This window comes from Ruminiclostridium cellobioparum subsp. termitidis CT1112 (assembly GCF_000350485.1).
Classification (GTDB): domain Bacteria; phylum Bacillota; class Clostridia; order Acetivibrionales; family DSM-1351; genus Ruminiclostridium; species Ruminiclostridium termitidis.
The window spans coordinates 25,908-49,516 of the sequence record NZ_AORV01000058.1; the positions used below are offsets into that span (position 1 = coordinate 25,908).

A 23,609-nucleotide genomic window follows, 5' to 3' on the forward strand; every position below is an offset into this window, starting at 1 on the left:
AAGGTTTTGGAACAAATTCATTCTCTCATAAATATACTGGATATGTAACGTTGTTTTATGTTCGCAGGAGGTTTGATCATGCTACCTTATTTAGGCTGGAAACAGCAATGCACAGAAGTACCTATCGTATTTCCGCCACAACATCAGAATCGACGGCCAGGGTATGAGTATTTAATGAATCCACGACCAATCTCGGATAATCCTTCTTACATAGGAAGTGGCAGGCTGAAGAACAAGGTCGCCATCGTTACTGGAGGCGACAGCGGCATTGGCCGGGCGGTTGCGGTCGCTTTTGCCAAGGAAGGTGCCGATTTGGTCATCCCTTATTTGGATGAGCACCAGGATGCAGCCGAGACCAAGCGCATGATCCATCAACTGGGCCGCAGGTGCGAAACTCTTGCGGTGGATTTACGTGCAGAAGGAGCTTGCTCCTATGTTGTGAAAACTACTCTGAAAACTTTTGGCAAGCTCGATATCCTGGTTAATAATCACGGAGTTCAATATCACCAGGACAGCATTTTGGATATAAGCCGGGATCAATTGCTGGATACCTTTCATACCAACATCATTTCTTTCTTTGAGATGATAAAAGCAGCCTTGCCTCATCTTCCTCCCGGAAGCTCCATTATAAATACCACCTCGGATACCGCTTTTTCGGGCATGGCTAATATGATAGACTATACCGCCACCAAGGGAGCCATTGTCTCTTTAACCCGTTCTCTGTCCCTCTCACTGGCCAAGCAGAGAATCCGGGTGAATGCAGTAGCTCCCGGTCCCACCTGGACACCTTTGATTCCAACGGCATTTACTGCGGAGGAAACTACTACGTTCGGCACCGATACACCATTGGGAAGGCCGGGGCAACCTTTTGAACTGGCACCGGCCTATGTCCTGTTGGCCTCTGATGATGCTTCGGCTATCTCGGGTCAAATCGTGTTCGTTAATATGGGAACTATTGTAACTTGATCATGGGACTGCCTGTCAATACCGCGATTGTGGATGAATGAGGGGCTTTGACGGCGTTTCACCGGATTTGTATCATACCCCTGTTGAATAACTTATATTGGTTTGGAAGCAGATGGCTTTAAAACAAAAAATCGCTTCTCCAGGATGATATTCTCAAATCCTACAGAAACGATTTTGGTGCCGAAGACCGGAATCGAACCGGTACGGGGGGTTAACCCCGCAGGATTTTAAGTCCTGTGCGTCTGCCAGTTCCGCCACTTCGGCACGGATTAATTTCGGCGACTAGCTTATTATAATACTATAGGCATGCCAGTGTCAACACCTATTTAATTTATAATTATATTTGGATTTAATATTGGGCAGATTTTCTGTACCCGCTGTTTCCGCGTTTTGAATCCATACTTTTCTTGAGATCATGAAGCTTTTCGTCACTATCTTTCATAAACTTCGCCAGGCGGTCTTCAAAGGATACATTATCGGCAGAATTTTTAGAACTGTTCCATTCAACTTCCATAGGGGCTTTTGACACAAAAACAGGAGGCTTCTGATCACAGGCCTTCTTTATTGAGAGACTCACTTTGCCATTTTGATCAATAGTTAAAACCTTTACTTTAACCAACTGATTTTCTTTTAGATGGGAACTTATGTCTTTAACATACTCCTGAGCAACTTCAGATATGTGAACTAAACCTGTTTTGCCTTCGGGTAACTGGATAAATGCTCCGAACGCAGTTATTCCGGTAACTTTACCCTCAATAATCTGACCAACTTCAAGCGGCATAAAATAAGAAATCCTCCTAATTTTGACCCGTTATAATACTCCTTTGGATAACACTAAAACAATTCGATTATATAGTATATGTCGCTCACAGTCAAGCAGTAGTTACTTGTTGGTATCTACGTAAATTTTCTCACCATCTTTTACATAGCCCAGCTTTTCTCTGGCGATTTTTTCTACAAACTCGTCAGAATTTATCTGTGACTTTTGCTTTGTAAGCTGTTGCTTTTTAACGGTTTCGTTATGAATATTTTTTTCCAGCTGTGCATACTGTACTTTTCTATCTTCGATACTGGCCTGCTGATTATAAAAAGTATAGCCAAAATAACAAACTGATGCTATTAATATCAATGTCCAAACATTAAATTTATTTCGTTTCTTCATATACTACCTCTCGGATTACCCATCTTTTGTAAATATCTTATAATATGCAGCTATTATCTATATTCTATGCAAAAGAAAAAAATCCTTCTGCTCCTTCATAATTTTAACTATTTTAGCTATGAGACTTTTGTTTTATCATTTTTGTCAGCCTTTTTTGATGGTTTCTTTTTCTTTCGGACTCTTTTGTGCCTTTTGTTGTCCTCATCAGATTTTTTGATTTTCTCTCCTTTCCCGGAGCTGTCACCTTTGCGGGATAACTTTCGCAGCTTTTTCTTCGCCAGTCTCCCCGCCTTTGCTTTTAAAGCCGACGCCTTTTTCCCGACACTGTGTGTTTTTCCCTTTATATCAGCTTTTCTAAAGATTTTTACAAATCCTCTGCCAATAAGTTTAAAAAGCTTTATTATCAATCCGGCAATAAAGATTACAGGAATTGATAATATTTTATACAACAGTTTAAAGGGATAGCTCAAAACCATCCATATAAACCGGAATACTTTCTTAATAAAATTTATGATCATCATAGATGACTTTATAATAATGTTACTTAACAAAGATTCGTAAAGTATAACGCCGATTACATTGCCAATAAATATAAATCCCCGCATCTGTCCGCTATTGCTGTTATAAACCGTTATAAACAGCAATATGGCTATTATGAGCCAATATAATATGTCCTCCAGACCGACAAAAATAACACCTGTTTTAATAGCCCTTCTCTTTATTCTTAAGATATCATAAAGAAAAGCCGCAATTGCTCCGGCTAAAATTGCATATAAAAATATGTAAACCTGTTCAACTATAAGTATCATCTGGTATACCTGCAAACCCTTACATAATAATAATTTTATGTTAACAGCCTATTTAAACATTTTGCCAAAGAACGACTTTGACTTGGTATTTTCACCGTCATTATATTCCAGTGAAAAAATATCACCCTCAACGACCAATTCATTGCTGTCAAGATTAAGTTTATTTATATGAAGATCTGCTCCGCGGATCACCAGAACTCCGATATCGGTTACCGCAATAATACTTTCTTCATTAAAGCTCTCCACGTCAACAACTCCTGAAACACTGAGCCTTTCACGGTTTTCAAGTATCAAGGTCTGATTTTTCGGTTTAACGGTTTTCTTCTCTTCCATTTAAATTCCTCCTTATAAATATTAAATAGACTAGCCCCCGCTTACTTAATACATATGCACCAAGGTGTTAAAAAATGTTTTACAAAACAAAAAAACCGGTTTTAGAAACTAAAACCGGTTTTTTGCTGACTATTTTAAAATGTACATTTCCCTTGCATCATCCTTGGTTACATGTTCTGATACCCGGGTAATTTCAATTGTGGTAATATTGCTGCCAAATTGAATTTCAATTATATCCCCCACCTTGACTTCCGAGCCGGGCTTGGCAACTTTGTCGTTGATCCTGACTCTGCCCTGCTCGCATACTTCGTTGGCAACAGTCCTTCTTTTTATCAGCCTGCTTACCTTCAAATATTTGTCTATTCTCATAATGACCCCCATTCCGCTGTCAGCAGCGGTAGAAATATTAACAAAAACACCTGCTCAACTATTTATTGAGCATTTCCTTCAGGTCCTTACCGGCTTTAAAAGCAGGCACATTACTTTCAGGAATATCTATCTCTTCCATTGTCTGCGGATTTCTTCCCTTTCTGGCAGCTCTCTTTTTTACCTCAAAGGATCCGAAACCCACCAGCTGAACCTTGTCATTGTTTACAAGAGCCTCTTCGACACTTTCGATCAGAGCACTCAATGCCTTCTCAGAATCTTTTTTTGACAGGCCGGATTTTTCGGCCATACTGTCAACCAACTCAGTTTTATTCATAGCAATTCCTCCCATATGGTTATTACACTATGATTTTAACCATTTTCACAGCGTTTATTCATTTTTTGTATTTACCGGGCTAAAACCACCTATGCCTGCGCCTTTTCCTTGGCTTCCACCCATAGAGCTTCCATTTCCTCCAGGCTCATCTCATTAAGTGTCCTGCCTTGTTCTGCTGCCCGTTTTTCAATATACTCAAACCTTCCTATGAACTTGTCGGTGGACTGGGCCAGGGAAAGTTCCGGATGCACCTTTAAAAACCGTGACAGGTTGACTGCCGAAAAAAGCACATCGCCGAATTCATCGTCAATACCCGATTTGTTTTGCTTATTATACTCGGCCTCAAGTTCATCTATTTCTTCCCTGAGCTTGGCAAAAACATCTCCCGGGTTTGTCCAGTCAAAGCCGACCTGTGCGGCCTTTTGCTGGACCTTGTAGCTCCTCATGAGTGCCGGCAGGTTTCTTGGTACACCCTGCAATACAGAAGTCTGACTGGTTACGCCTTTTTCCTTCTTTTTGATTTCTTCCCAGTTCTTAAGCACCTGGCTTGAGGTTTCGGCAGTCACGTCGCCGAATACGTGGGGGTGCCTGTGTATCATCTTATCACATACCCCGTTTATAACATCCTCGATATTGAAATCACCGTTTTCCTCTGCTATACGGGCATGGAACACTATCTGCAAAAGCACATCCCCCAGTTCCTCGCACATCCGGGCTTTATCCTCCAGATCCACTACTTCCAGGTATTCATAGGTTTCTTCGATCAGATACTTTTTCAGGCTCTCATGGGTTTGTTCCCTGTCCCAGGGGCACCCGTCCCCGCTCCTTAAAAGTTTCATTATATCTATCAATCTCTCCAGTTTTCCGCTGTTCATTTAATCCTTGTATGATATAGTCACAGTCAGCAACTATATCATATGCTCCTTTCCAGAATATCATTTATATACGCTGTTTTTATAAGCCATAATTGATTGTTCCATAACTTTATTCAGTATAATAACCAAATGTTTCTCCGGTTATTATACTACTTCTTTCAAGACACAACAATAAGGCTGTTTTAAAACCGGAATAATTGAACTTGCAATTCAGACATGTACTTTTAATGGAGCTTACATTTATTAAAGTGTACTCCCGCACTATACTCAATAGTAATATTTCATTTGTCTCATTTTATGCCTGGTTAAAATTCAGTGAGTACCTCCTGTTCCGACTGTTCCGAAGTATCTTCTGCAACCTCATTCTCTTCGTTTGCAGCGTCATCCTCCTCACAGCCTGGAGTCTCCTGGCAATCATCGGCATCAGCCTCTCTGTACTTTGCATCCGCAAAAAAGACTTTATCCGCTATAACTTCGGTAACGTAGTGCTTGTTTTTTTGTTCATCCTCCCACATCCTGGTATGTATATTCCCCTGGAGAGCTATCCTGTGACCCTTTGCAAAATATTTGCCAGCAAACTCGGCGGTTTTTCCCCATACGACAATGGGAATAAAATCTGTTGACTTCTCGCTCACTCCCTTTCTGGCATCGCGGTCAACAGCCAGCACAAAGGAACCCACTGCCTTCACTTTTTTAGTGGTATAACGCAGTTCTACATCCCGTGTCAATCTTCCTACCAGACTAACATTATTCATATAATCCTCCTTTGCCCCAAAGTTTGGGGCCTGTTTAATTTATTACAACTCATAAAATCATCTCATAAACTTTAAGAGACAATAAAATGGCTCAGTAACCGAAATATGTGGATCTCTGCTGATATGTAACCGGAAAAACGTCTGAAAAAATATCGGCTCACCCTGATGTGTACCTGGAAAGGCATCTGAAAAATATAGATTATCCCGGTATATAACCGGAAAAGTGGCTGGAGATATTTAAACTTATACCGATATGTAACTGAATAAAAAATTATTAAAAAACCGGATAAAAACGTAATAAAACTGAATTAGGAATTAATTGCCCTGTGAAATGGATCGGCGGAACTGCCGTGAAAAACAAATAAATTTATACCATAATTATACATATCAGGTCATTTATTGTCAACACCTTTTATCCTATCACAGCAGTCCCGGAATAATAAATGGGAAGACTGCCTTAACAATCTTCCCCATTTGCTTTGAACTTCATATTCACAACTGAATTATAAAATAACCTATCGAATTAATTACTTATTGTTCCATTTGTTTTCCTAAAAAGCCTGCGGCAGATTGAGCAAGCTTGGCTTCAACTTCTCCCATCTTAACATTTGAATCTGTAGAAAGCATGATTACGGCTCCAATCGGATCGCCTTCGGATATTATTGGAGAAACAACCTGTGAGGTATACTTTCTTTCTCCGTTTTCCTCTGCCAATATTGTAATTGCCTTTTCCTCCGGAGACTTAATAAGTAACGTTGTTTTTTCCTCAATAGTTTTCTCAACATCACTGCTCAGCTGTTTTTCCAGAAATTCTTTTTTGGATGCACCTGAAACGGCAATGACTGTGTCTCTATCAGTAATACAGGTAATGTGCCCGCTGGTCTTGTGAAGCGATTCGGCATACTGTGTTGCAAAATCACTAAGTTCACCAATAGGGGAGTATTTCTTTAAAATAACCTCTCCCTCTTTATCAGTAAAAATTTCCAGAGGATCACCTTCCCTGATTCTTAAGGTCCTCCTTATTTCTTTTGGTATTACAACTCTTCCTAAATCGTCTATACGTCTAACTATTCCAGTTGCTTTCAAATTATATTACCTCCTTAATAGGTTATTTTAGTCATAGTATTGTAAACTTGATGATTTTTTATACATTATTGGAAAGGGAGGATTAAATATTAAATATAATTTGATACAAGCATTACATAGGAATTTACAAAATTTTCATATGCTAAAAATGCACCTCCAAAAGTAAATTAATATCTTTTGGGGTGCATTTCAGATGTTATTTATTTTTTGTATTATATTCCGTAGAGGCTCTTATCAGTCTTCACAACAGCGCCTTCATTGGTCTTAACCGCATACTTGGAATCTTTTTTGAATTCATCAAGTTTTTTGGAGTATTCCTCTGTCTGCTTTTGTTGTAAAAGTGACGGCTTTATACTCTCCTTTAAGTCATCAAAAGAAGTTTCGGTACGCTTGTGGAACTGCATTACATGAAATCCGAACTGGGTTTCCACCACATCGGAGTCCCCTTCTTTTCTGGCATCATCAAAAGCCCACTTTTCAAATTCAGAAACCATTTCGCCTCTGCCAAAGGTGTATTCGCCCTCATAGCCCGGGCTGTCCTTGGTAGTGACTGCAGGCTTGTCCTCTGAAAATTCAGTTGCCAGTTTCTTTACATCCTCTCCGGCTCTTACCCTGGCAAGGATATCATCGGCTTTCTTTTTGGCTTCCGCCTTTTTACCTTCACTTACAGGCGCATTATTATCGTCCACGGTTTTGATAAGGATGTGAGTTACTGTAACCTTGTCAAAATTCTTCTTATTATCATCATAATATTTTTTGACATCTTCATCTGATACTTTTACGTCTTTTAACAAATCAGCCCGGTATTTTTGTGTCAGGGTAAGGTTTCTGTATATTTCCTTCAGTTCCGACAAAGTGATACCGTAGTCAGTCTTTACGCCCGCTTCTGCAGCATTTCTGCTTCCGTACTGGGTGATTTGCTGATTTATTGCATCATCAACATTTTTCAGATCGGTGGCATCAAGCTTTATACCGGCGTCTTTTGCCTTAATAAGCTGGATCTTGAATTCCTGGATATTTTCCAGTGTGCTCTTCTTTACCTGATCCTTTGCAGTCTCTGTTCCGACCTTCGTATTCCACTTATACTGCTCGGGGGTTGAATTGATACTATTGCTTGATAAAAATTGAGACATATTAAACTTTGTAAAAAAAGTATACTCATATTTCGTTATTTTCAAATTATCAACAGATGCTACATTTACCGCCCAAGGCTGGAGTACAAAGAGAATCACTGCGGCTATTATAACTACCGCTGCCACCGCCAAGCCTATTATAAGGCCTTTCGATTGCTTTTTTACACTTGCATTTTCATTTTCCAAAGGTAATCGCTCCCCGTTTTATATTTAATAATTATGCTTGTACAACCCGTACTTGTTAAAATGCCCTTGTAATCAATTATATTCAATTATTCAGTATACTGCAATTTAATAATGTCATGTAACAAAATCTTAATATTTGCCAGAATTTCTCTCCCGGCCACATTGCTGAGTCTGAAGGTTATATATGGATTGCTGCTCGCATTGAACATAATCCTTCTGGGATATTTATCCATAAGCTTTCCAAGATACATGGGCAATGCGGTTGCAGACTTGCTCAATTGAAAAATAACCGTTTCGTCCTTCTGAGAGATATTTGTAAAACCGCACTGTCTGGCCAAAACTTTTATAAATGCGATATCCATCAGACTTTCCACTTCTTCGGGAATGTCTCCGTATCTGTCGATCAGCTCATCTTTTATATCTATTACATCATTTTCATTCTGTATATTTGCGATCTTTTTATACATGTCAATTTTTAGTTCTTCCGAACTAATGTAATCATCATCTATATAAGCGCTTACATTGAGGTCGATTGCCATTTCCTCATCAACGGGTCCCACTGAGTCCCCGCTTATCTCATGGACGGCTTCCTCCAGCAGTTTACAGTACATCTCATAACCCACTGTTTCCATGTGCCCATGCTGCTCCGGCCCCAGAAGATTACCCGCTCCCCTGATTTCCAGATCACGCATGGCTATTCTGAAGCCCGAACCGAATTCGGTGAATTCCTTAATTGCCTGTAGTCTCTTTTCAGCAACTTCCGACAGAGCCTTATCCTTCCTGTAGGTTATATAGGCATAGGCCAGCCTGTTTGACCGTCCCACTCTCCCCCTGATCTGATAGAGCTGTGAAAGCCCCATTCTATCCGCATCCTCCACAACAATAGTGTTTACATTGGGCATGTCAAGTCCGGATTCTATTATGGTAGTACAAACCAGTACGTCATATTCCCCATTTATAAAGCTGTACATCACATCTTCAAGCTCTTTTTCATTCATTTGTCCGTGCGCTGTTGCAATCCTTGCATCAGGTACCAGCCTCTTCAGCTCATCCGCCTTTAATTCAATTCCCCTGACCCTGTTATAGAGGTAAAATACCTGCCCGTTTCTGGCAAGCTCTCTCACAATGCCGTCCCTTATGAGCTCGGTATTATGCTCCATAACATAGGTCTGAACAGGGTATCTTTCCTCCGGCGGATCTTCAAGTACGCTGATATCCCGTATTCCCACCAGGGACATGTGAAGAGTCCTGGGAATGGGTGTTGCGGTGAGTGTGAGGACATCCACATTGGGTTTGATGGTTTTCAGTTTTTCCTTGTGGGTTACTCCGAAACGCTGCTCCTCATCCACCACCAGCAGTCCAAGGTCCTTAAATTCGATATCCTTCTGCAGAAGCCTGTGGGTTCCCACCAGGATATCCACATTTCCGGTTTTGACCGACTTTACGATCTTCTTTTGTTCGGCTGCCGTCCTGAAACGGCTCATAACATCTACCGTAAGGGGGAAATCGCTCATCCTCTTTTTAAAGTTTTCATATATCTGCTGGGCCAGTATTGTCGTTGGAACGAGGTATGCCACCTGCTTGCCGTCCATTACTGTCTTGAATACTGCTCTTATTGCTACTTCGGTCTTGCCGTAGCCCACGTCGCCGCATAACAGTCTGTCCATCAAGCGGGGGGACTCCATATCCTTTTTTATCTCTTCAATACACTTCAGCTGGTCATCTGTCTCATCATAGGGGAATAATTCCTCAAACTGCCGCTGCCATACCGTGTCTGTAGAAAAAGAATGTCCCACTGCAGCCTGACGCTTTGCATACAGCTTTATAAGCTCTCCTGCCAGTTCGCGCAAGGATTCCTTGACCCGGCTTTTGGTCTTTGCCCATTCCGAACCTCCAAGCTTATTCACTTTGGGAGCCTTTCCCTCAGTCCCGATATACTTCTGAATGAGATCCAGCTGATTTGTGGGAATGTATAAAAATGCCCCCTCCTGATAGCGTATTTTCAGGTAGTCACGTTTTATCTCCCCCACAACAAGCTTTTCAATACCTATATACTGTCCTATTCCATGAGCTTGATGCACCACAAAATCTCCCACATTCAGGTCTGAAAATGCCTTTATTTTTTTACCGTCGTGTTTTGAGCGGGCCTTTTTGATCCTCCGATCCTGTCCGAAAACCTCTTTGTCACTGATAACCACAAAACCTGCCGTAGGGTACTCAAAACCCTTCTGCAAGCTGCCCCGGGTTACCACAACTTCACCCTCCTGAATATCTTTTTCGTAACTGTCGGAGTAGTTTGAGATTATATCATTTGTGGCCAGCGTTTCCACAAGCCGGTGCCCCCGTCCGCTGGGGCCTGAAAGTACAACGATCTTATAGTTTTTACCTTTGAGCAGCTCTATATCGTTTACAAGCAGTTCCATATGATTTTGATAGGAATTCCCCGATCTGCAGGGTATGGAAATCTGACTTGCAGGCCTCAGCATTGAGTTGTTCGAGGTTATTGCCGCCATGGTGACCGCCCTGAACGTCTTGATAACATCCAGGATACCGTCAAAGCTGTGAGTCCACTTGACCCCTACAGGCAGCATTGAACCCTTCTCAAGCATGCTTTTAGCCAATTCCTCCTGCTCAAGTACGATATTTTCTATTCTCTGTGAAATTCTCTGGGTTTCATCAAGAATTACGATTGAGTCCCTGCTTACATAGTTTAAAATAGACTGCGGATTCTCAAGTATATACGGGAGATACCGGTCAATACCGGCAAAATAATGGTGTTCAACAATATTATCAATATCTTCATTTACCCGCGCTGTAATATTGGCGGCAATCTGATTATTGCCCTTTTTGTTCAATTTATTTGCATAGTCTTTTAAATCCTTTTTTATCCTTGCTATGATGCCATCCTTGGAACCCTCCTGGTATACAACATCTCTGGCAGGTGTGATGACACATGCATCGGCCGCATCGGTCGACCTCTGTGTCGCCTCATCAAAATATCTTATGGAGTCCACTTCGGTGTCAAAAAGTTCGATACGAAGAGGGTGTTCATTGTTTATTGCAAATATATCAATAATTCCGCCCCGGATGGCAAACTGAGCCTTTCCTTCCACAATATCAACTCTTTCATAGCCATACAGCACAAGCTTTGATATGAGCTCCTCCAGGTTCACTTCCTTGCCCAGCTCAATATTGACAACTCCGCTCTTGAACAGTTCCACAGGGGATATCATCTGTATCAGAGCTTCAGCAGACAGAACAAGTACTTTATAATCGCCCATCATACATCTGAGCAGGGTTTTCACACGTTGATAAACAAGGTCATTGCTCCTGGCCTCGACATTATACAACATGGTTTCCTTTGCCGGGAAGAATACAACCTCCTCCCCCAGGAAGAGCTGAAAGTCCTCAAATGCCCTCCTGGCCTGCATTTCATTATAGGTAATAAACAGACCCCTGGCCTGCATATGTGTCAGCAGGGAGAAAATGATATGAACTTTTTGGGAGTCTGACGGTCCTATTACCGAAACAGGGCCGTTTTCTTCCCTTATGGCCGCAAGCAGAGTATTATATTCACTGAGTTTTAAAAGAGGGTCCGCAAATAAATTCATTTTTTCCTCCATTACTTGTTAAAGCTGTTCATTGCCTTTTCCACACCGGTCCGCACAACGGTTAATGCAGCTTCTGCCGCTTTCTCAATACTTCCGTTAATTACTTCCCTGTCTTCTTTTGAGAATTTGCTGAGAACATAGTCGGCAAGATCCCACTTCTCGGGTGCACGGCCTATTCCAATGCGGATTCTCGGGAAAGCATCCGACTGAAGCTGATAAATTATTGATTTCATTCCGTTATGAGTACCTGAGCTGCCCTTGGGCCTTACCCTTATTTTTCCCGGATCAAGGTCGATATCGTCATAAATTACCAGCAGTCTTTCCATGGGCAGCTTGTACCAGGCGGCAATGTCCCGGATGCTTTCGCCGCTGAGATTCATAAAGGTCTGGGGCTTGAGCAGAATGACCCTGACACCGTCAACATCACCCTCGCCGTAAACTCCCTTAAAACCTATTTTTGATAATCTTATATTTAATTTACCCGAAAGGTAATCAATTGTATCAAAACCTACATTATGTCTTGTATTATCGTATTTTGATCCCGGATTTCCCAAACCCGCGATTAAAAATATTTCTCCCAATGCTGCCTCCCGTCCGAGTGCGCCGTGCCTTCAAGCACACATCCTATTTTTATTTATTAACCCTCTATTGACAATATACAACACGCCTCGCGCCGGCTATTTTGCCACTTTTCTTTGTTGTCGTCCCTGGCTTGCGACAAGGCAAAGACGCGCAGAAAGGCTTTGTGCCTTGCAAGCGGCTTCAACGCAGCCGCAGGACAAATTCACCACTCAAAAACGTATTGTACATTGTTAATAGAGAGCATGCATCCATGTTTAAAAGGGCGGTTCCAAAAACCGAACCGCCCCGAAAAATTGTTCCACCAGTAATTATTTTAGTAGTATAAACTCAATTTGTAAAATATTTTTTTTAGCTTTCAAAATTCATTTTAAAAATATTACAGTAAATACATATGACTGACAAATTATATTTGAGTAAAAAGAGTGCTTATGGATATGTCCCCATAAATTCTTTCAATAGCTTCGGCAAATACACCTGCAACCGACAGGGCTGTTATCTTGCCTATTTTCTTCTCCTCATTAAGGGTAATTGTATTGAGCACAACCATTTCCTTAATATCAGAATCTTGAATTTTCTGTATGGCAGGACCCGATAAAACTGCATGTGTACAGCTGGCGTATACTTCCTTTGCGCCCGCATCCATCAATGCATTCGCGCCGTTCACTATGGTTCCTCCGGTATCAATGAGGTCATCAACCAGCACACATCTCTTGTTTCTGATATCACCGATTATGTTCATTACTTCGGACACATTGGCCTTGGGACGGCGCTTGTCGATAATGGCCAGCGGGCAGTCAAGTCTCTCCGCTATTTTTCTTGACCTTGTGACGCTTCCCACGTCCGGGGAAACCACAACCACATCATCCTGCCCGGCAAACTTCTCCTTGAAGTATTCCGCCAATATGGGAAATCCAAGTAAATGGTCAACCGGAATATCAAAAAATCCTTGAATCTGCGGAGCGTGTAAATCCATGGTCAATATTCTGTCGGCTCCCGCAATAGTTAAAAGATTTGCAACCAGCTTTGCCGATATTGGATCCCTTGCTCTGGACTTTCTGTCCTGCCTTGCATAACCGAAATATGGTATAACGGCGGTTATTCTTCCGGCCGAAGCCCTCTTCACGGCATCAATCATTACCAGAAGCTCCATCAGGTTATCATTTACAGGCTGGCAGGTGGATTGAATAATAAATACGTCGGAACCTCTTACTACCTCCCCGATGTTTACTGCCGTTTCCCCATCACTGAAACATCCAACACTGGCAACACCTACAGGTATTCCTATTTTCTCGGCAATTTCGTTTACCAACTGCCTGTTGGAGCTACCTGTAAATATCTTTATGTCCTTACCATGCAAATTCATTTCAACTCTCCTTTTATCACTCTGTTTATATTTATTTTTTTTATTTGCGCTTCATATCTTTCCTTATTACCCAGTCTTCCTTTATTACCTGGCGTTCTCTTGCGATTGCAAGGGAATTTTCAGGCACTTCCTCAGTAATAGTAGAACCTGCTGCTATATATGCATCTTTATGCACAACTACTGGTGATACGAGATTTGTATTGCATCCGATGAAGGAATTATCTCCTATTATGGTTTTGTTCTTGTTTTTACCGTCATAATTGACAAACACAACACCACAGCCTATGTTGACATTTGAGCCCACCTCTGCATCTCCTACATAAGTCAGGTGTGATATTTTAGTTTTGTCCCCGATTACAGACTTCTTGATTTCAACGAAATCTCCAATTTTGACCTTGCTGCCCACCATACTTCCGGGTCTCAGGTATGCAAACGGACCAACATGGGTATCATCGCCGATGGAACTGTCAAATGCAACGGAATTGGCTACTTCAACCTTGTTTCCAACTTTGCAGTTTGAAATTCTTGAGTTGGGTCCGATTATACAATCCTCTCCAATGGCGGTATTACCTTCAAGTATGGTATTGGGAAGGATTGTTGTATCCTCTCCGATGCACACGTCCGCATCTATGTGGGTTGATGCCGGATCAACAATGGTAACTCCCGAAAGCATTATTTCGGTGAGAATCCTTGCTTTTAATTCCGAAGCGGCATCCGCAAGGGCTATCCGGTCAGTTACAACCAGAAACTGGTAATGGTCTTCTGTTAAAATTTTATTGGTATTTTTTGTAGATAGAAAGCTATGCTTTAATACTTCCCTAGAAAGGTTGGAAACACCCGGTTCACTGAGTTTATTGAATAATTCTTTTCCGTTGAAGATGTAAATGGCTGCTTCACTTAAAGAATCCGACCCGCTGTCGGTAAAAACCGCTGTGGCGTTACTGCCTTCCTCTTTATGCCTGTTCAGGAGTTCTCTGAAGGTATCGGCCGTTATCAGCGGCTGGTCGGCCCAGTTTATGATAACCAATTCGGCGTCGCTTACCAGATGCCTGCATTTTTCCAGTTCCTCAAATGTAATGGATTGTATGTCCGCCGTTATCTCGGTCATGCCCGAGGCCGACCACTGCTGAACACTTCGTCCCAATACATTATGGCTTTCCTTCAGACTTTTGGATTTAAAAGCACTATTATTGTTGTCGGAAATAGTTAATCCCAAAATTTTTTTCATTGTCAAAGCCCCCACTGTATTTTACAGGTTATATTCTCTCATTTTTAATGAATAATTTCAACCATTAAGAATAATAAAATACCTCTCATATTATTTATTTATCTTGTATATTATTTTTATAACTTTTAAGATAAATTTTATGCTTTCCCGGACAATAAAAAAAGATACTCCTGAAAGTATCCTTTTATTACTTCTTGGATTATTCCTGTAATGAACTCTCAAAGCTGGCTAGGATCGCAGTTTGGAGTTTTTCTCTGGCTGTCGCATTTATTGGATGAGCTATATCTCTGAATTCACCATCCGGTGTTTTTCTGCTGGGCATTGCAATAAACAGCCCATTCTGGCTTTCAATTATTTTGATATCGTGTACCACAAACTCATTGTCAAAGGTAACCGACACCACTGCCTTCATCTTTCCCTCAGTATCAATCTTTCTGATCCTTATGTCTGTAATTTCCATAATGACGAACCCTCCAAGAAATTAATTTAAGTTATTATAACTATTCGCCATTATGGTAAATATTCCTTCTTTTTCGCGTATATTTTTACATTTTTTTTGGTTATTTTACGAGTGTATTCGACTTTTTGTCATAAAGAAATTATTTTACACTAAATATCCCATAAAATGCATGAAAAAAGTTAATAATAAAACCCCATTATTCATATAATGAGGTTTTTCAATCGGAAAAATTAAATTTTATATGTTTGGCTTTATATCAATAATGGTGTTTTCTATCAGATCAGCGTTTAAGGTTACCAATGAATAATAATTTTCCACCAGTTTCTTGTTGGGCTGGTTGGTCTCAATCATAACACCGATGCCTACCACTTCGCTGTCAAATTGATTGGCCATCTCGATTATACCCTTTGAAGTTCCCCCGCCCTTCATAAAGTCATCGATAAACAAGAGTCTTGAGTTTCTCTTTAATGACTTCATCGGCAGAACCATTGTCTGGATTTTTTTTGCTGAAGCCGAAACATAATTAATATTGACTGAGGCCCCGTCAGTTGCTTCATTGTAATGACGAACGATTACCAGGGGGACATCCAGATATTGCGCAGTGGCAAAAGCCAGAGGAATACCTTTGGTTTCAACAGTTATAACGCAATCCAGCTCCAGTTTTGAAAACTTGCCGGCAAACATCATGGCAATCTTGTTCACCCACTCCGGATTATATATGATATCCAGCATATACAGGTATCCGCCTGGCAGGACTCTTTCAGGATTTGATAACTCCTTTGACAACTCTTCAAGGGTCACCTGGATTTCAGCTTCACTCATATAGGGTACATACTTTACTCCACCAGAAGCGCCTGGAATAGTGCATATATTTCCCATATTATTTTTTTCGAATGTTTTTTGTAATAGGTCAAGATCTTCACTGATAGTGGATTTAGCTGAACCGAACATTTCAGAAAAATATCCCAGAGTAAAAACCTTATTCGGGTGATCGCACAAGGTTTTAATAATTACGGCAAGTCTTTCATTTCTTTGGATTTTATCCATGTTATCTCCCCACATTATTGTTTGCATTAATAATCATTATACAATAAATAATTGAATAATAAAACTCAATTTGCTATTATAATTCGGAAAAATAATATTGTAAAGGATTATGAAAAATAATTGTGCCAAAGGTATCATATAATAATTAATGTATTTAAATATTTTTCCTATATCGTATTTTTTTATTCCTTTTACATTTGTGTGAAAATAATGTATTATTTTTATGTTCGGAAATTCAACCTGTACTAATTTTTTGAAGCGGTGAACTCTCTTGGATTGAGTTTAATAATATATAGTATTATCACAGAGGAGTGTTTTCTTTTGATTAATAATTCAAACCTTTTAGATTCTGAAAAAATCAAATATGTTCATTTTATAGGCATTGGCGGCTCCAGCATGAGCGGTCTGGCCGAAATACTTTTAAGCCAGGGCTACAAAGTGTCGGGCTCTGATATAAAATCCTCAAAAGCAACGCAGAAGCTGGAAAACCTGGGCGCCGGGGTTTCTATCGGACATAGCGCCGAGAATGTCACAGACCCTGATCTGGTGGTTTACACCGTTGCCGTAAAGGAAGATAATCCGGAAATGGTCCGTTCAAGGCAATTAAATGTGCCGGTTATTGACAGGGCGGAACTGCTTGGGCTGATTATGAAAAGATATTCCTTCGGCATAGCAGTCTCCGGGACCCATGGCAAAACCACCACGACTTCAATGATCACCACCATAATGCTTGAGGCCGGTACCGATCCCACCGCACATATCGGAGGGGAGCTGGACTCAATTGGCGGCAATACAAGAATCGGGAATTCCGAATATTTCATCACAGAAGCCTGCGAATATTACGGCAGCTTCCTTAAGTTTTTCCCGTTCATGGCTGTCATCCTCAACGTTGAAGTCGATCATGTGGATTACTTCAGGGATCTGCAGCATATAAAGGATACATTCAGGCAATTTATTTCCCTTGTTCCGCCAGACGGTTTTATAATTGCCTGTGCAGATGATGAAAATGTGCTTTCTGTAATCAACGGTAAAAACTGTAACATAATAACCTACGGCTTAAAAAATCCGGAAGCTATGTGGACCGCAAAAAATATATCCTATAACGATCTGGGCTGTGCCTCGTTCGACGTATACAAGCATGGGGAGAAGCTGGGCTCGGTCGCTCTTTCGGTACCCGGACCCCATAATGTCAGCAACGCTCTTTCGGCCGTTGCAGCCTGCTATACCTGTGGCTGCGGCATGGAGAGCATAGTTACCGGACTGATGAGATTCGGCGGCAGCCATAAAAGATTTGAATTGAAGGGTCTTGTTGACGGCATAAAGGTTATCGACGACTATGCGCATCACCCCTCGGAGGTAAAAGCAACTCTGAATGCTGCGGCCAATACCGTACACAAGAAAATCTGGTGTGTTTTCCAACCCCACACCTATACAAGGACAAAAGCCTTTATAGATCAATTTTCACAGGCCTTCACAAACGCTGACAACATCATTGTTACCGATATTTACGCCGCCCGTGAAAAAGACCCGGGTGACATCCATGCCAGCATGCTGGCCGAAAAAATTTCCCAGCAGGGCGGCAACGCAGTCTATATGTGCGATTTTCAGGAAATCGCACATTATCTTGATAAAAATGCGCAGCCCGGCGATCTGATACTGACAATGGGCGCAGGAGACATCGTAAGGTGCGGAGAAATGTTCCTTAACATCAGGGCTAATAAGTAAGTTTAATGTTACATGTCTTAACACTCGGTACAGTTTAAATTTGTTTTGAAGTTCTAAAAATACATTATAAAAAAAATTAGATTTCAAGCCTTAGAATATAAAATAACATTAATAGTGTGCGAGGCCTGTATCCATCAATTGGTGTCCGGTTAGAAGCGCTTGCTTGAAATTTGTAGGCTTACTCAAGGTACATCGTGCCGTGAAATTGACAGGAGGTCAATTTGAGCAGCACGCGAGACCTGGATGGTCGAGTCGCTGCGACGGCTAAGAGGTATCTGGAGTAAGCCATACTATTTCAGGCAAGAACTTCGGGGGCAATCAATTGATGGACACGGGCCGGGAACACTATTACTTTAAGTTTGTTCTTATTTTTCAGAATTCACAACAGATTTTACTCAAGCCCTGGTCATGGCAAGCTTGATCTCACCCTCGGCAGCAACCTTGCCCTCCACTGTTGCCTTTACCTTTGCCTTTGTCACACCCAGCTTCGTCATCAGTATTTCAGTCTCCAGTCTCAGCACATCTCCTGGCTGCACCTGATGCTTGAATTTCATGGCTTCTATGCTTGCAAATACTCCAAGCTTGCCCTTGTTTTCCTCCAGTACAGCGACAGCTATCCCGGCTGTCTGTGCAAGTGCCTCCACGATAAGCACCCCCGGCATTATGGGGTACTCCGGAAAGTGCCCCTGGAAAAAAGGTTCGTTAACCGTCACATTTTTTATCCCTACTGCTTTTTTTCCAGGTTCCAGTTCAATGATTTTATCTACCAGCAAAAATGGATATCTGTGCGGAAGGATTTCTTTTATTTCTTTAATAGTAAGCATTTCAACACCTCTTAAAAAATTTTATTCAAACTATCTGTAACCTCTGTCCAATTGATTAACTAATTAGCACTACCAGTTAATTATGACCAGGTAATATATTCTACAGCACTAAAGGAAATTCCTTTTTTGACGTAAATTATTTTATGAATCTTTGAGCTTTACTATGAATGCGCCGGCAACCGGACGCTCCAGTCCCCTGTCGGAGGGTCTGTTTTTCAGACTGCCCTCCACGAGTATCTGGGAGGTTGCCCCTCCGTCCAGCATGGCGGCCTCCTTTACACCCAGGCTTATAAGATATTCCGCAAGCTCATTTCCTGTCATTCCCGTGCTGTACCCCGGCTGCCGTCCGTCAACTACAATGAGTACCATTTTCCCGTCGGCCTTTATTCCTATTGCGGTTCTGGGATCACGGTTCAGCAGCGTACCAACCCACCTGTCCCGGTCGGGGGCAACAGCTTTCCCGCAGCTGACCAGCATGCTGCCGCAGCTGTAAGCCTGATATGAGCTACCGAATTGCGGCCTGACTTCAATATTTACGGTATCTCCCTCTTTTATTCCCAATTCATCCGGGAGAGAAGCTTTTTTTCCGTAAAAGCTGATTAGCCGGCTGTCTTTTTTAATTGGTACCTGAGTGACATTTTTATACACTGCCGTTACAACATTGTTTTCTATCCTGATTGATGTATTCTTGGCTTCGGCTCTGTTGGAGGAGCCGTATTCGTTGGTGTACAGTATAATGTTTCCGTTTTTTCCGGTACGGTTGAGACTGTTTATATCTATTCTTTTATCTTTATATGTAAAATATATCTCGGATATGATTTTTTCAAAGCGGGGACCCTTTTCATCCATTATAAAGACAGGGTCGTAACCGGTGGCAGCCATATAAAGCTTTCCGTCTATGGCAGCCATTCCCACCGGATCGCCGTATTCATAGAAAAACCCCCCGTTTACGGCCGCATACGCACCTGTCCTTGCCGCTATTTCAGAAAGCTTTTCAAAGCCGAATACATTATCGAAGGATAAAACCGGTTTGAATTCCACACGCTCATCCATGGGGTCAAATTCCAGGGTGAATATTTCCTGCTTATAGCCGTTTATTTCAGCGGATATGTGTTTGTACTCTATGGGGAAGGGTCCGGTGTCGTCAGCAGGGACTTTTCCTGTCTGTGAAGTCTCCTGTGAGCCTGTATTTTCCGCTGCCTCGGGCATATCTTTTTTAAAAAATAAAAAATGCCCTACATAAAAGATAATGCAGGACAATGCTAACAATGTTATTGTAAATATAATCATTTTCAGATTATTTTTTATCATCTATAACTCCTCCGGCAGCTGTTTCAGAACTGCCAGTCTTTAAATACTGTTTTGATAACTGCCTGTACATGTAATCCCCCAGGCCGATTCCCTTCTGGGACATTGTTTCGACCAGGGCTTCATCCATCATGGAATTGTACATTTCAGTACCATAATCACTCTCCAGATAGCCTGATTTCGGTACTGTAGCTTTCATCTGCTTGTACATCATATTAAGAAAGATACCTTCAAATTCCTTGCAAACCTGTTTAAGCTGTGCATCATCGCCCTTTTCGGCTGCGGCTTTCAATCTTTTCTCAAAATCACCGTCATTGGATGCAGCTCTGTAGGTTTGAGCACTGTCAACAGAACTTTTGGTATTGGAATTGATACTGTCAATGCCCATATGTTAACCTCCACGAGTCAATTACCATTATAACATAGTGTATGTCAAATAGCTTCTACTTTTGTAAATTATCTCTTCAGGTTATTTGCTATCTGAAGCATGTCATCAGACTGCTGTATAGCTTTGGAATTAATTTCATAAGCTCTCTGTGCGACAATGAGCTTTACCATCTCGTCAACTATGGAGACATTTGAAGATTCAAGATAGAATTGAGAGATAGTGCTCTTACCCGAGGTATCTTCAATTGCCTGTACCGGTTCACCGGTTGCCGAGTTTCTTTCAAACAGGTTTTTGCCTACTGCCTCCAGGGCATATTTATTAGGAAAATGAACAACCCCCAGAGTCTGATCCAGTGCAACAGTTTCGCCGTCGGCGTTTTTATAGCTTATTGCCCCCTGCGGAGTAACGGTCAGAGTTGATATATCCACATCTGTGTCAAAGACTATTTCCTGCTCGGCATCATCCAGAACCGAATAACCGTCCGAGGTTGTCAGCTTTCTCATACCATCCTCGGTAACACTGATTTTAAAAGAGCCGTCCCTGGTATATCTTACTTCCTCATCAGGACAAAGAATTGTAAAGAAGCCTTCGCCCTCAATTGCAAAATCCAATGAAGAATCGGTTTTGTCGACATTACCGGACTCAAAGCTGCGGACAGTTGAACTTACCGCTGTACCATGCCCCACCTGCAGATTGACGGGCTTTCCGCTGTCTTCAAGCACATAGGCCCTGTTCATTGTTTCATATAAAAGATCCTTAAATTCGGCTCTTTCTTTTTTGTAACCGGTTGTATTTACATTTGCCAGATTATTTGAAATAACATCCACATTGAACTGCTGGGCCTTCATTCCGGAACCTGCCGTCCATAAAGCTCTCATCATAGTTTTAATCCTCCTAAAGGAATGTAAGTGTAAAACTTTCAAAAAATATATATGATATTGTTGAATTTTTTATCTGACTACTCCAACTTCATTAACTGCCTTTTCAAGCAGGGAATCATGGGACTGAAGTACTTTCTGATTGGCTTCATATGCTCTCATTACAGTAATCATGTCAACCATTTCACTTATGACATTTACATTTGAGCCTTCGCTGAAGCCCTGTAAAACGCTGCCGGTGAAATCGGAGGTTTCGCTTCCGGTGTTTTCCAGCATATTGTCCCCGAATTTCCGGAGCATGGCGGGATCACTGAACTGGGTTATCCTGAGAGTGTCCACTACCGCGCCGTCCTGAACGATATTTCCCATGTCGTCAATGGAGAATTGACCGGGCTCCAGGGTTATAGGACCACTTTGCCCCAGAACATAGTTTCCATCTTTAGTCACAAGTTGATTATCTGAATTTAATACAAAAGAACCATCCTTTGTATAATACTCTTTTAAGTTGCTGTTATCGGAAGGATCTACAACCCCGACAGTGAAAAACGCAGGACTTGACGTATTGGCTCCGCCGTTGTCATCTATTGCCAGATCCAGCATGTTATTTGTTTGATTTAACTGGCCTTGAGTAAAATATGTAAATATTTCGCCTACATCACTGCTTAACTCCATTGAACCTATATTGGATGAGTTCTTTGTATCATTTATCCTCTTGGTCAACAGATCGGGAAAACTTTCAAATACCACCGTATCCTTTTTATAACCTGCGGTATTGACATTTGCCAGGTTGTTTGTAATAACGTCCATTTTTCTGTCATTTGCAAGCATACTCCAGGCTGAAGTATATAACCCTCTAATCATGAGAATTCTCCTCGTTTAAAAGTCATCAATTGTATATCGGTATTATTTTTAGTTTACTTAATACAAAATTAACTAAAAAGAGTCAGCTTTTATTTATCAAAGCTAACTCTTAATATTAATACCTTCTGTAGTTTCCCCTGCTCTCGGACTGCGCTGTTGCCTCAATTGCTTCAATATTATCCAGAGCCTTGCCTGTACCCAGTGCTACGCAGGATATGGAATCATCCGCAATGATGACATTAATTCCGGTTTTTTCCTGAAGCAGTTTATCCAGTCCGTATATAAGACTTCCACCGCCGGTCATTACTATTCCCCTGTCACTTATATCGGCGGCCAATTCGGGCGGTGTGCGCTCCAATACTGAATGAACGGCCTCTATAATGCTTGAGATGGGCTCCTCAAGAGCTTCCATCATTTCAGTGGAAGATATGGTTATAGTTTTTGGAAGTCCCGAAATGAGATTTCTTCCTCTTATATCCATGGTAACTTCCTGAACTCTCGGGAAAACCGTACCAATATTAATTTTCAACTCTTCCGAAGTTCTTTCTCCAATCATGATGTTATGCTTTTTCCGCATATATCTGATAATTGCCTCGTCAAATTTGTCGCCTGCAACCTTTATGGAGGTGCTGACAACAGTACCTCCCAGCGATATGACTGCTATGTCGGTGGTACCTCCGCCCATGTCTACAACCATGCTTCCGCAAGCCTTGGCTATGTCTATTCCCGCACCTATGGCAGCTGCGATAGGCTCTTCAATCAAATATGTCTTTCTGGCGCCGGCCTGCATTGAAGCATCTATAACCGCACGCTTTTCCACTTCAGTAACACCGCTGGGTACACAAACCATAATTCTCGGCTTAAAAAACTTTCTGCCGCCCGTTACCTTGTTTATAAAATATTTGAGCATGCGCTCGGTAATGTCATAATCTGAAATTACGCCTTCTCTCAACGGTCTGATGGCAACTATATTGCCCGGTGTCCTTCCCAGCATCCTTCTGGCTTCTTCCCCGACCGCTAATAATTTATTGGTATTTTTATCTATGGCAACAACGGAAGGCTCTCTTAATACAATCCCCTTCCCCTTAATATAAACCAGTACTGAAGCAGTTCCCAAATCAATTCCTATGTCCTGTCCAAAACCCAAATATAACAACTCCCTTGAAACAATTTGATAATCTAACAAAATATACATTAACTATATAGATATTATATTCTGCATAAAATATTACAAATATTGAAGTTAAAATTATCTATTATTTATATTATCATATTAATTTAATTATGCAATATTTTTGTAAGCTTTTGATAAGTATTGATAATTTA

24 protein-coding genes and 1 tRNA gene are annotated in these 23,609 nt (G+C 41.3%); 2 read left to right on the forward strand and 23 right to left on the reverse strand.

The window, feature by feature from the left end; translation table 11 throughout:
* Positions 1-78: 78 nt before the first annotated feature.
* Positions 79-966: an SDR family oxidoreductase gene (locus CTER_RS20105; RefSeq protein ID WP_004628890.1), complete on the forward strand. Its 888-nt coding sequence runs from the start codon at positions 79-81 to the stop codon at positions 964-966.
* A gap of 175 nt (positions 967-1,141) precedes the next feature.
* Here the strand turns inward: CTER_RS20105 and CTER_RS20110 are convergent.
* From CTER_RS20110 to purR, 17 genes are all read right to left on the reverse strand, one after another.
* A tRNA-Leu gene (locus tag CTER_RS20110) sits at positions 1,142-1,230 on the reverse strand.
* Positions 1,231-1,315: 85 nt separating this feature from the next.
* Positions 1,316-1,747 carry a S1 domain-containing RNA-binding protein gene (locus tag CTER_RS20115; RefSeq protein ID WP_004628934.1) on the reverse strand — a complete coding sequence of 144 codons (432 nt, stop codon included), beginning with the start codon at positions 1,745-1,747 and terminating at the stop codon, positions 1,316-1,318.
* 102 nt (positions 1,748-1,849) lie between these two features.
* Complete coding sequence (locus CTER_RS20120; RefSeq protein WP_004628932.1) at positions 1,850-2,128, reverse strand: FtsB family cell division protein; 279 nt, start codon at positions 2,126-2,128, stop codon at positions 1,850-1,852.
* A gap of 116 nt (positions 2,129-2,244) precedes the next feature.
* A complete protein-coding gene (gene yabQ / locus CTER_RS20125; RefSeq protein WP_004628740.1) occupies positions 2,245-2,937 on the reverse strand; it encodes a spore cortex biosynthesis protein YabQ in 693 nt (230 codons plus the stop codon).
* A 48-nt stretch (positions 2,938-2,985) separates the two neighbouring features.
* Positions 2,986-3,270 carry a sporulation protein YabP gene (gene yabP, locus CTER_RS20130; protein ID WP_004628754.1) on the reverse strand — a complete coding sequence of 95 codons (285 nt, stop codon included), beginning with the start codon at positions 3,268-3,270 and terminating at the stop codon, positions 2,986-2,988.
* Positions 3,271-3,399: 129 nt separating this feature from the next.
* A complete protein-coding gene (locus CTER_RS20135) occupies positions 3,400-3,639 on the reverse strand; it encodes an RNA-binding S4 domain-containing protein (RefSeq protein ID WP_004628873.1) in 240 nt (79 codons plus the stop codon).
* 58 nt (positions 3,640-3,697) lie between these two features.
* Complete coding sequence (locus tag CTER_RS20140) at positions 3,698-3,973, reverse strand: HU family DNA-binding protein (RefSeq protein WP_004628767.1); 276 nt, start codon at positions 3,971-3,973, stop codon at positions 3,698-3,700.
* A gap of 89 nt (positions 3,974-4,062) precedes the next feature.
* The gene (gene mazG / locus CTER_RS20145; RefSeq protein WP_004628776.1) at positions 4,063-4,848 is read right to left on the reverse strand and encodes a nucleoside triphosphate pyrophosphohydrolase; all 786 of its coding nucleotides are present in this window, start codon (positions 4,846-4,848) and stop codon (positions 4,063-4,065) included.
* Between the two features lie 305 nt (positions 4,849-5,153).
* On the reverse strand, positions 5,154-5,603 hold the full coding sequence (locus CTER_RS20150; RefSeq protein WP_004628752.1) for a single-stranded DNA-binding protein: 450 nt from the start codon (positions 5,601-5,603) through the stop codon (positions 5,154-5,156).
* Positions 5,604-6,134: 531 nt separating this feature from the next.
* Entirely contained in the window at positions 6,135-6,689 is a 555-nt protein-coding gene (gene spoVT / locus CTER_RS20155) for a stage V sporulation protein T (RefSeq protein ID WP_004628861.1), read from the reverse strand.
* Between the two features lie 212 nt (positions 6,690-6,901).
* Positions 6,902-8,008, reverse strand: a complete 1,107-nt coding sequence (locus CTER_RS20160) for a peptidylprolyl isomerase (RefSeq protein WP_004628887.1) — start codon at positions 8,006-8,008, stop codon at positions 6,902-6,904.
* Between the two features lie 86 nt (positions 8,009-8,094).
* Positions 8,095-11,619 (reverse strand): transcription-repair coupling factor, encoded by a 3,525-nt coding sequence (gene mfd / locus CTER_RS20165; RefSeq protein WP_004628917.1) that lies wholly within the window; start codon positions 11,617-11,619, stop codon positions 8,095-8,097.
* A gap of 11 nt (positions 11,620-11,630) precedes the next feature.
* Entirely contained in the window at positions 11,631-12,191 is a 561-nt protein-coding gene (gene pth / locus CTER_RS20170; protein ID WP_200859485.1) for an aminoacyl-tRNA hydrolase, read from the reverse strand.
* Between the two features lie 413 nt (positions 12,192-12,604).
* Positions 12,605-13,564, reverse strand: coding sequence for a ribose-phosphate diphosphokinase (locus CTER_RS20175; RefSeq protein ID WP_004628821.1), 960 nt, complete (start codon positions 13,562-13,564; stop codon positions 12,605-12,607).
* 40 nt (positions 13,565-13,604) lie between these two features.
* A complete protein-coding gene (locus tag CTER_RS20180; RefSeq protein WP_004628725.1) occupies positions 13,605-14,792 on the reverse strand; it encodes a DapH/DapD/GlmU-related protein in 1,188 nt (395 codons plus the stop codon).
* 199 nt (positions 14,793-14,991) lie between these two features.
* Positions 14,992-15,252, reverse strand: a complete 261-nt coding sequence (spoVG, locus tag CTER_RS20185; protein WP_004628899.1) for a septation regulator SpoVG — start codon at positions 15,250-15,252, stop codon at positions 14,992-14,994.
* A 237-nt stretch (positions 15,253-15,489) separates the two neighbouring features.
* On the reverse strand, positions 15,490-16,299 hold the full coding sequence (gene purR / locus CTER_RS20190) for a pur operon repressor (RefSeq protein ID WP_004628896.1): 810 nt from the start codon (positions 16,297-16,299) through the stop codon (positions 15,490-15,492).
* Between the two features lie 321 nt (positions 16,300-16,620).
* On the opposite strand from purR, the gene murC reads away from it, so the two are divergent.
* The gene (murC, locus tag CTER_RS20195) at positions 16,621-18,024 is read left to right on the forward strand and encodes a UDP-N-acetylmuramate--L-alanine ligase (RefSeq protein ID WP_004628732.1); all 1,404 of its coding nucleotides are present in this window, start codon (positions 16,621-16,623) and stop codon (positions 18,022-18,024) included.
* Between the two features lie 395 nt (positions 18,025-18,419).
* On the opposite strand, the gene fabZ is transcribed toward murC, so the two are convergent.
* From fabZ to mreB, 6 genes are all read right to left on the reverse strand, one after another.
* A complete protein-coding gene (gene fabZ, locus CTER_RS20200; protein ID WP_004628768.1) occupies positions 18,420-18,848 on the reverse strand; it encodes a 3-hydroxyacyl-ACP dehydratase FabZ in 429 nt (142 codons plus the stop codon).
* Between the two features lie 141 nt (positions 18,849-18,989).
* On the reverse strand, positions 18,990-20,159 hold the full coding sequence (locus CTER_RS20205; protein ID WP_004628824.1) for a phosphodiester glycosidase family protein: 1,170 nt from the start codon (positions 20,157-20,159) through the stop codon (positions 18,990-18,992).
* Positions 20,146-20,544 (reverse strand): rod-binding protein, encoded by a 399-nt coding sequence (locus CTER_RS20210; protein ID WP_004628751.1) that lies wholly within the window; start codon positions 20,542-20,544, stop codon positions 20,146-20,148. Before CTER_RS20210 ends, CTER_RS20205 begins: the two co-directional genes overlap by 14 nt.
* Positions 20,545-20,612: 68 nt before the next feature.
* Entirely contained in the window at positions 20,613-21,425 is an 813-nt protein-coding gene (flgG, locus tag CTER_RS20215; protein WP_004628830.1) for a flagellar basal-body rod protein FlgG, read from the reverse strand.
* A 69-nt stretch (positions 21,426-21,494) separates the two neighbouring features.
* Positions 21,495-22,283 (reverse strand): flagellar hook-basal body protein, encoded by a 789-nt coding sequence (locus tag CTER_RS20220; protein WP_004628841.1) that lies wholly within the window; start codon positions 22,281-22,283, stop codon positions 21,495-21,497.
* Positions 22,284-22,398: 115 nt separating this feature from the next.
* A complete protein-coding gene (gene mreB / locus CTER_RS20225) occupies positions 22,399-23,430 on the reverse strand; it encodes a rod shape-determining protein (RefSeq protein ID WP_004628820.1) in 1,032 nt (343 codons plus the stop codon).
* Positions 23,431-23,609 lie beyond the last annotated feature (179 nt).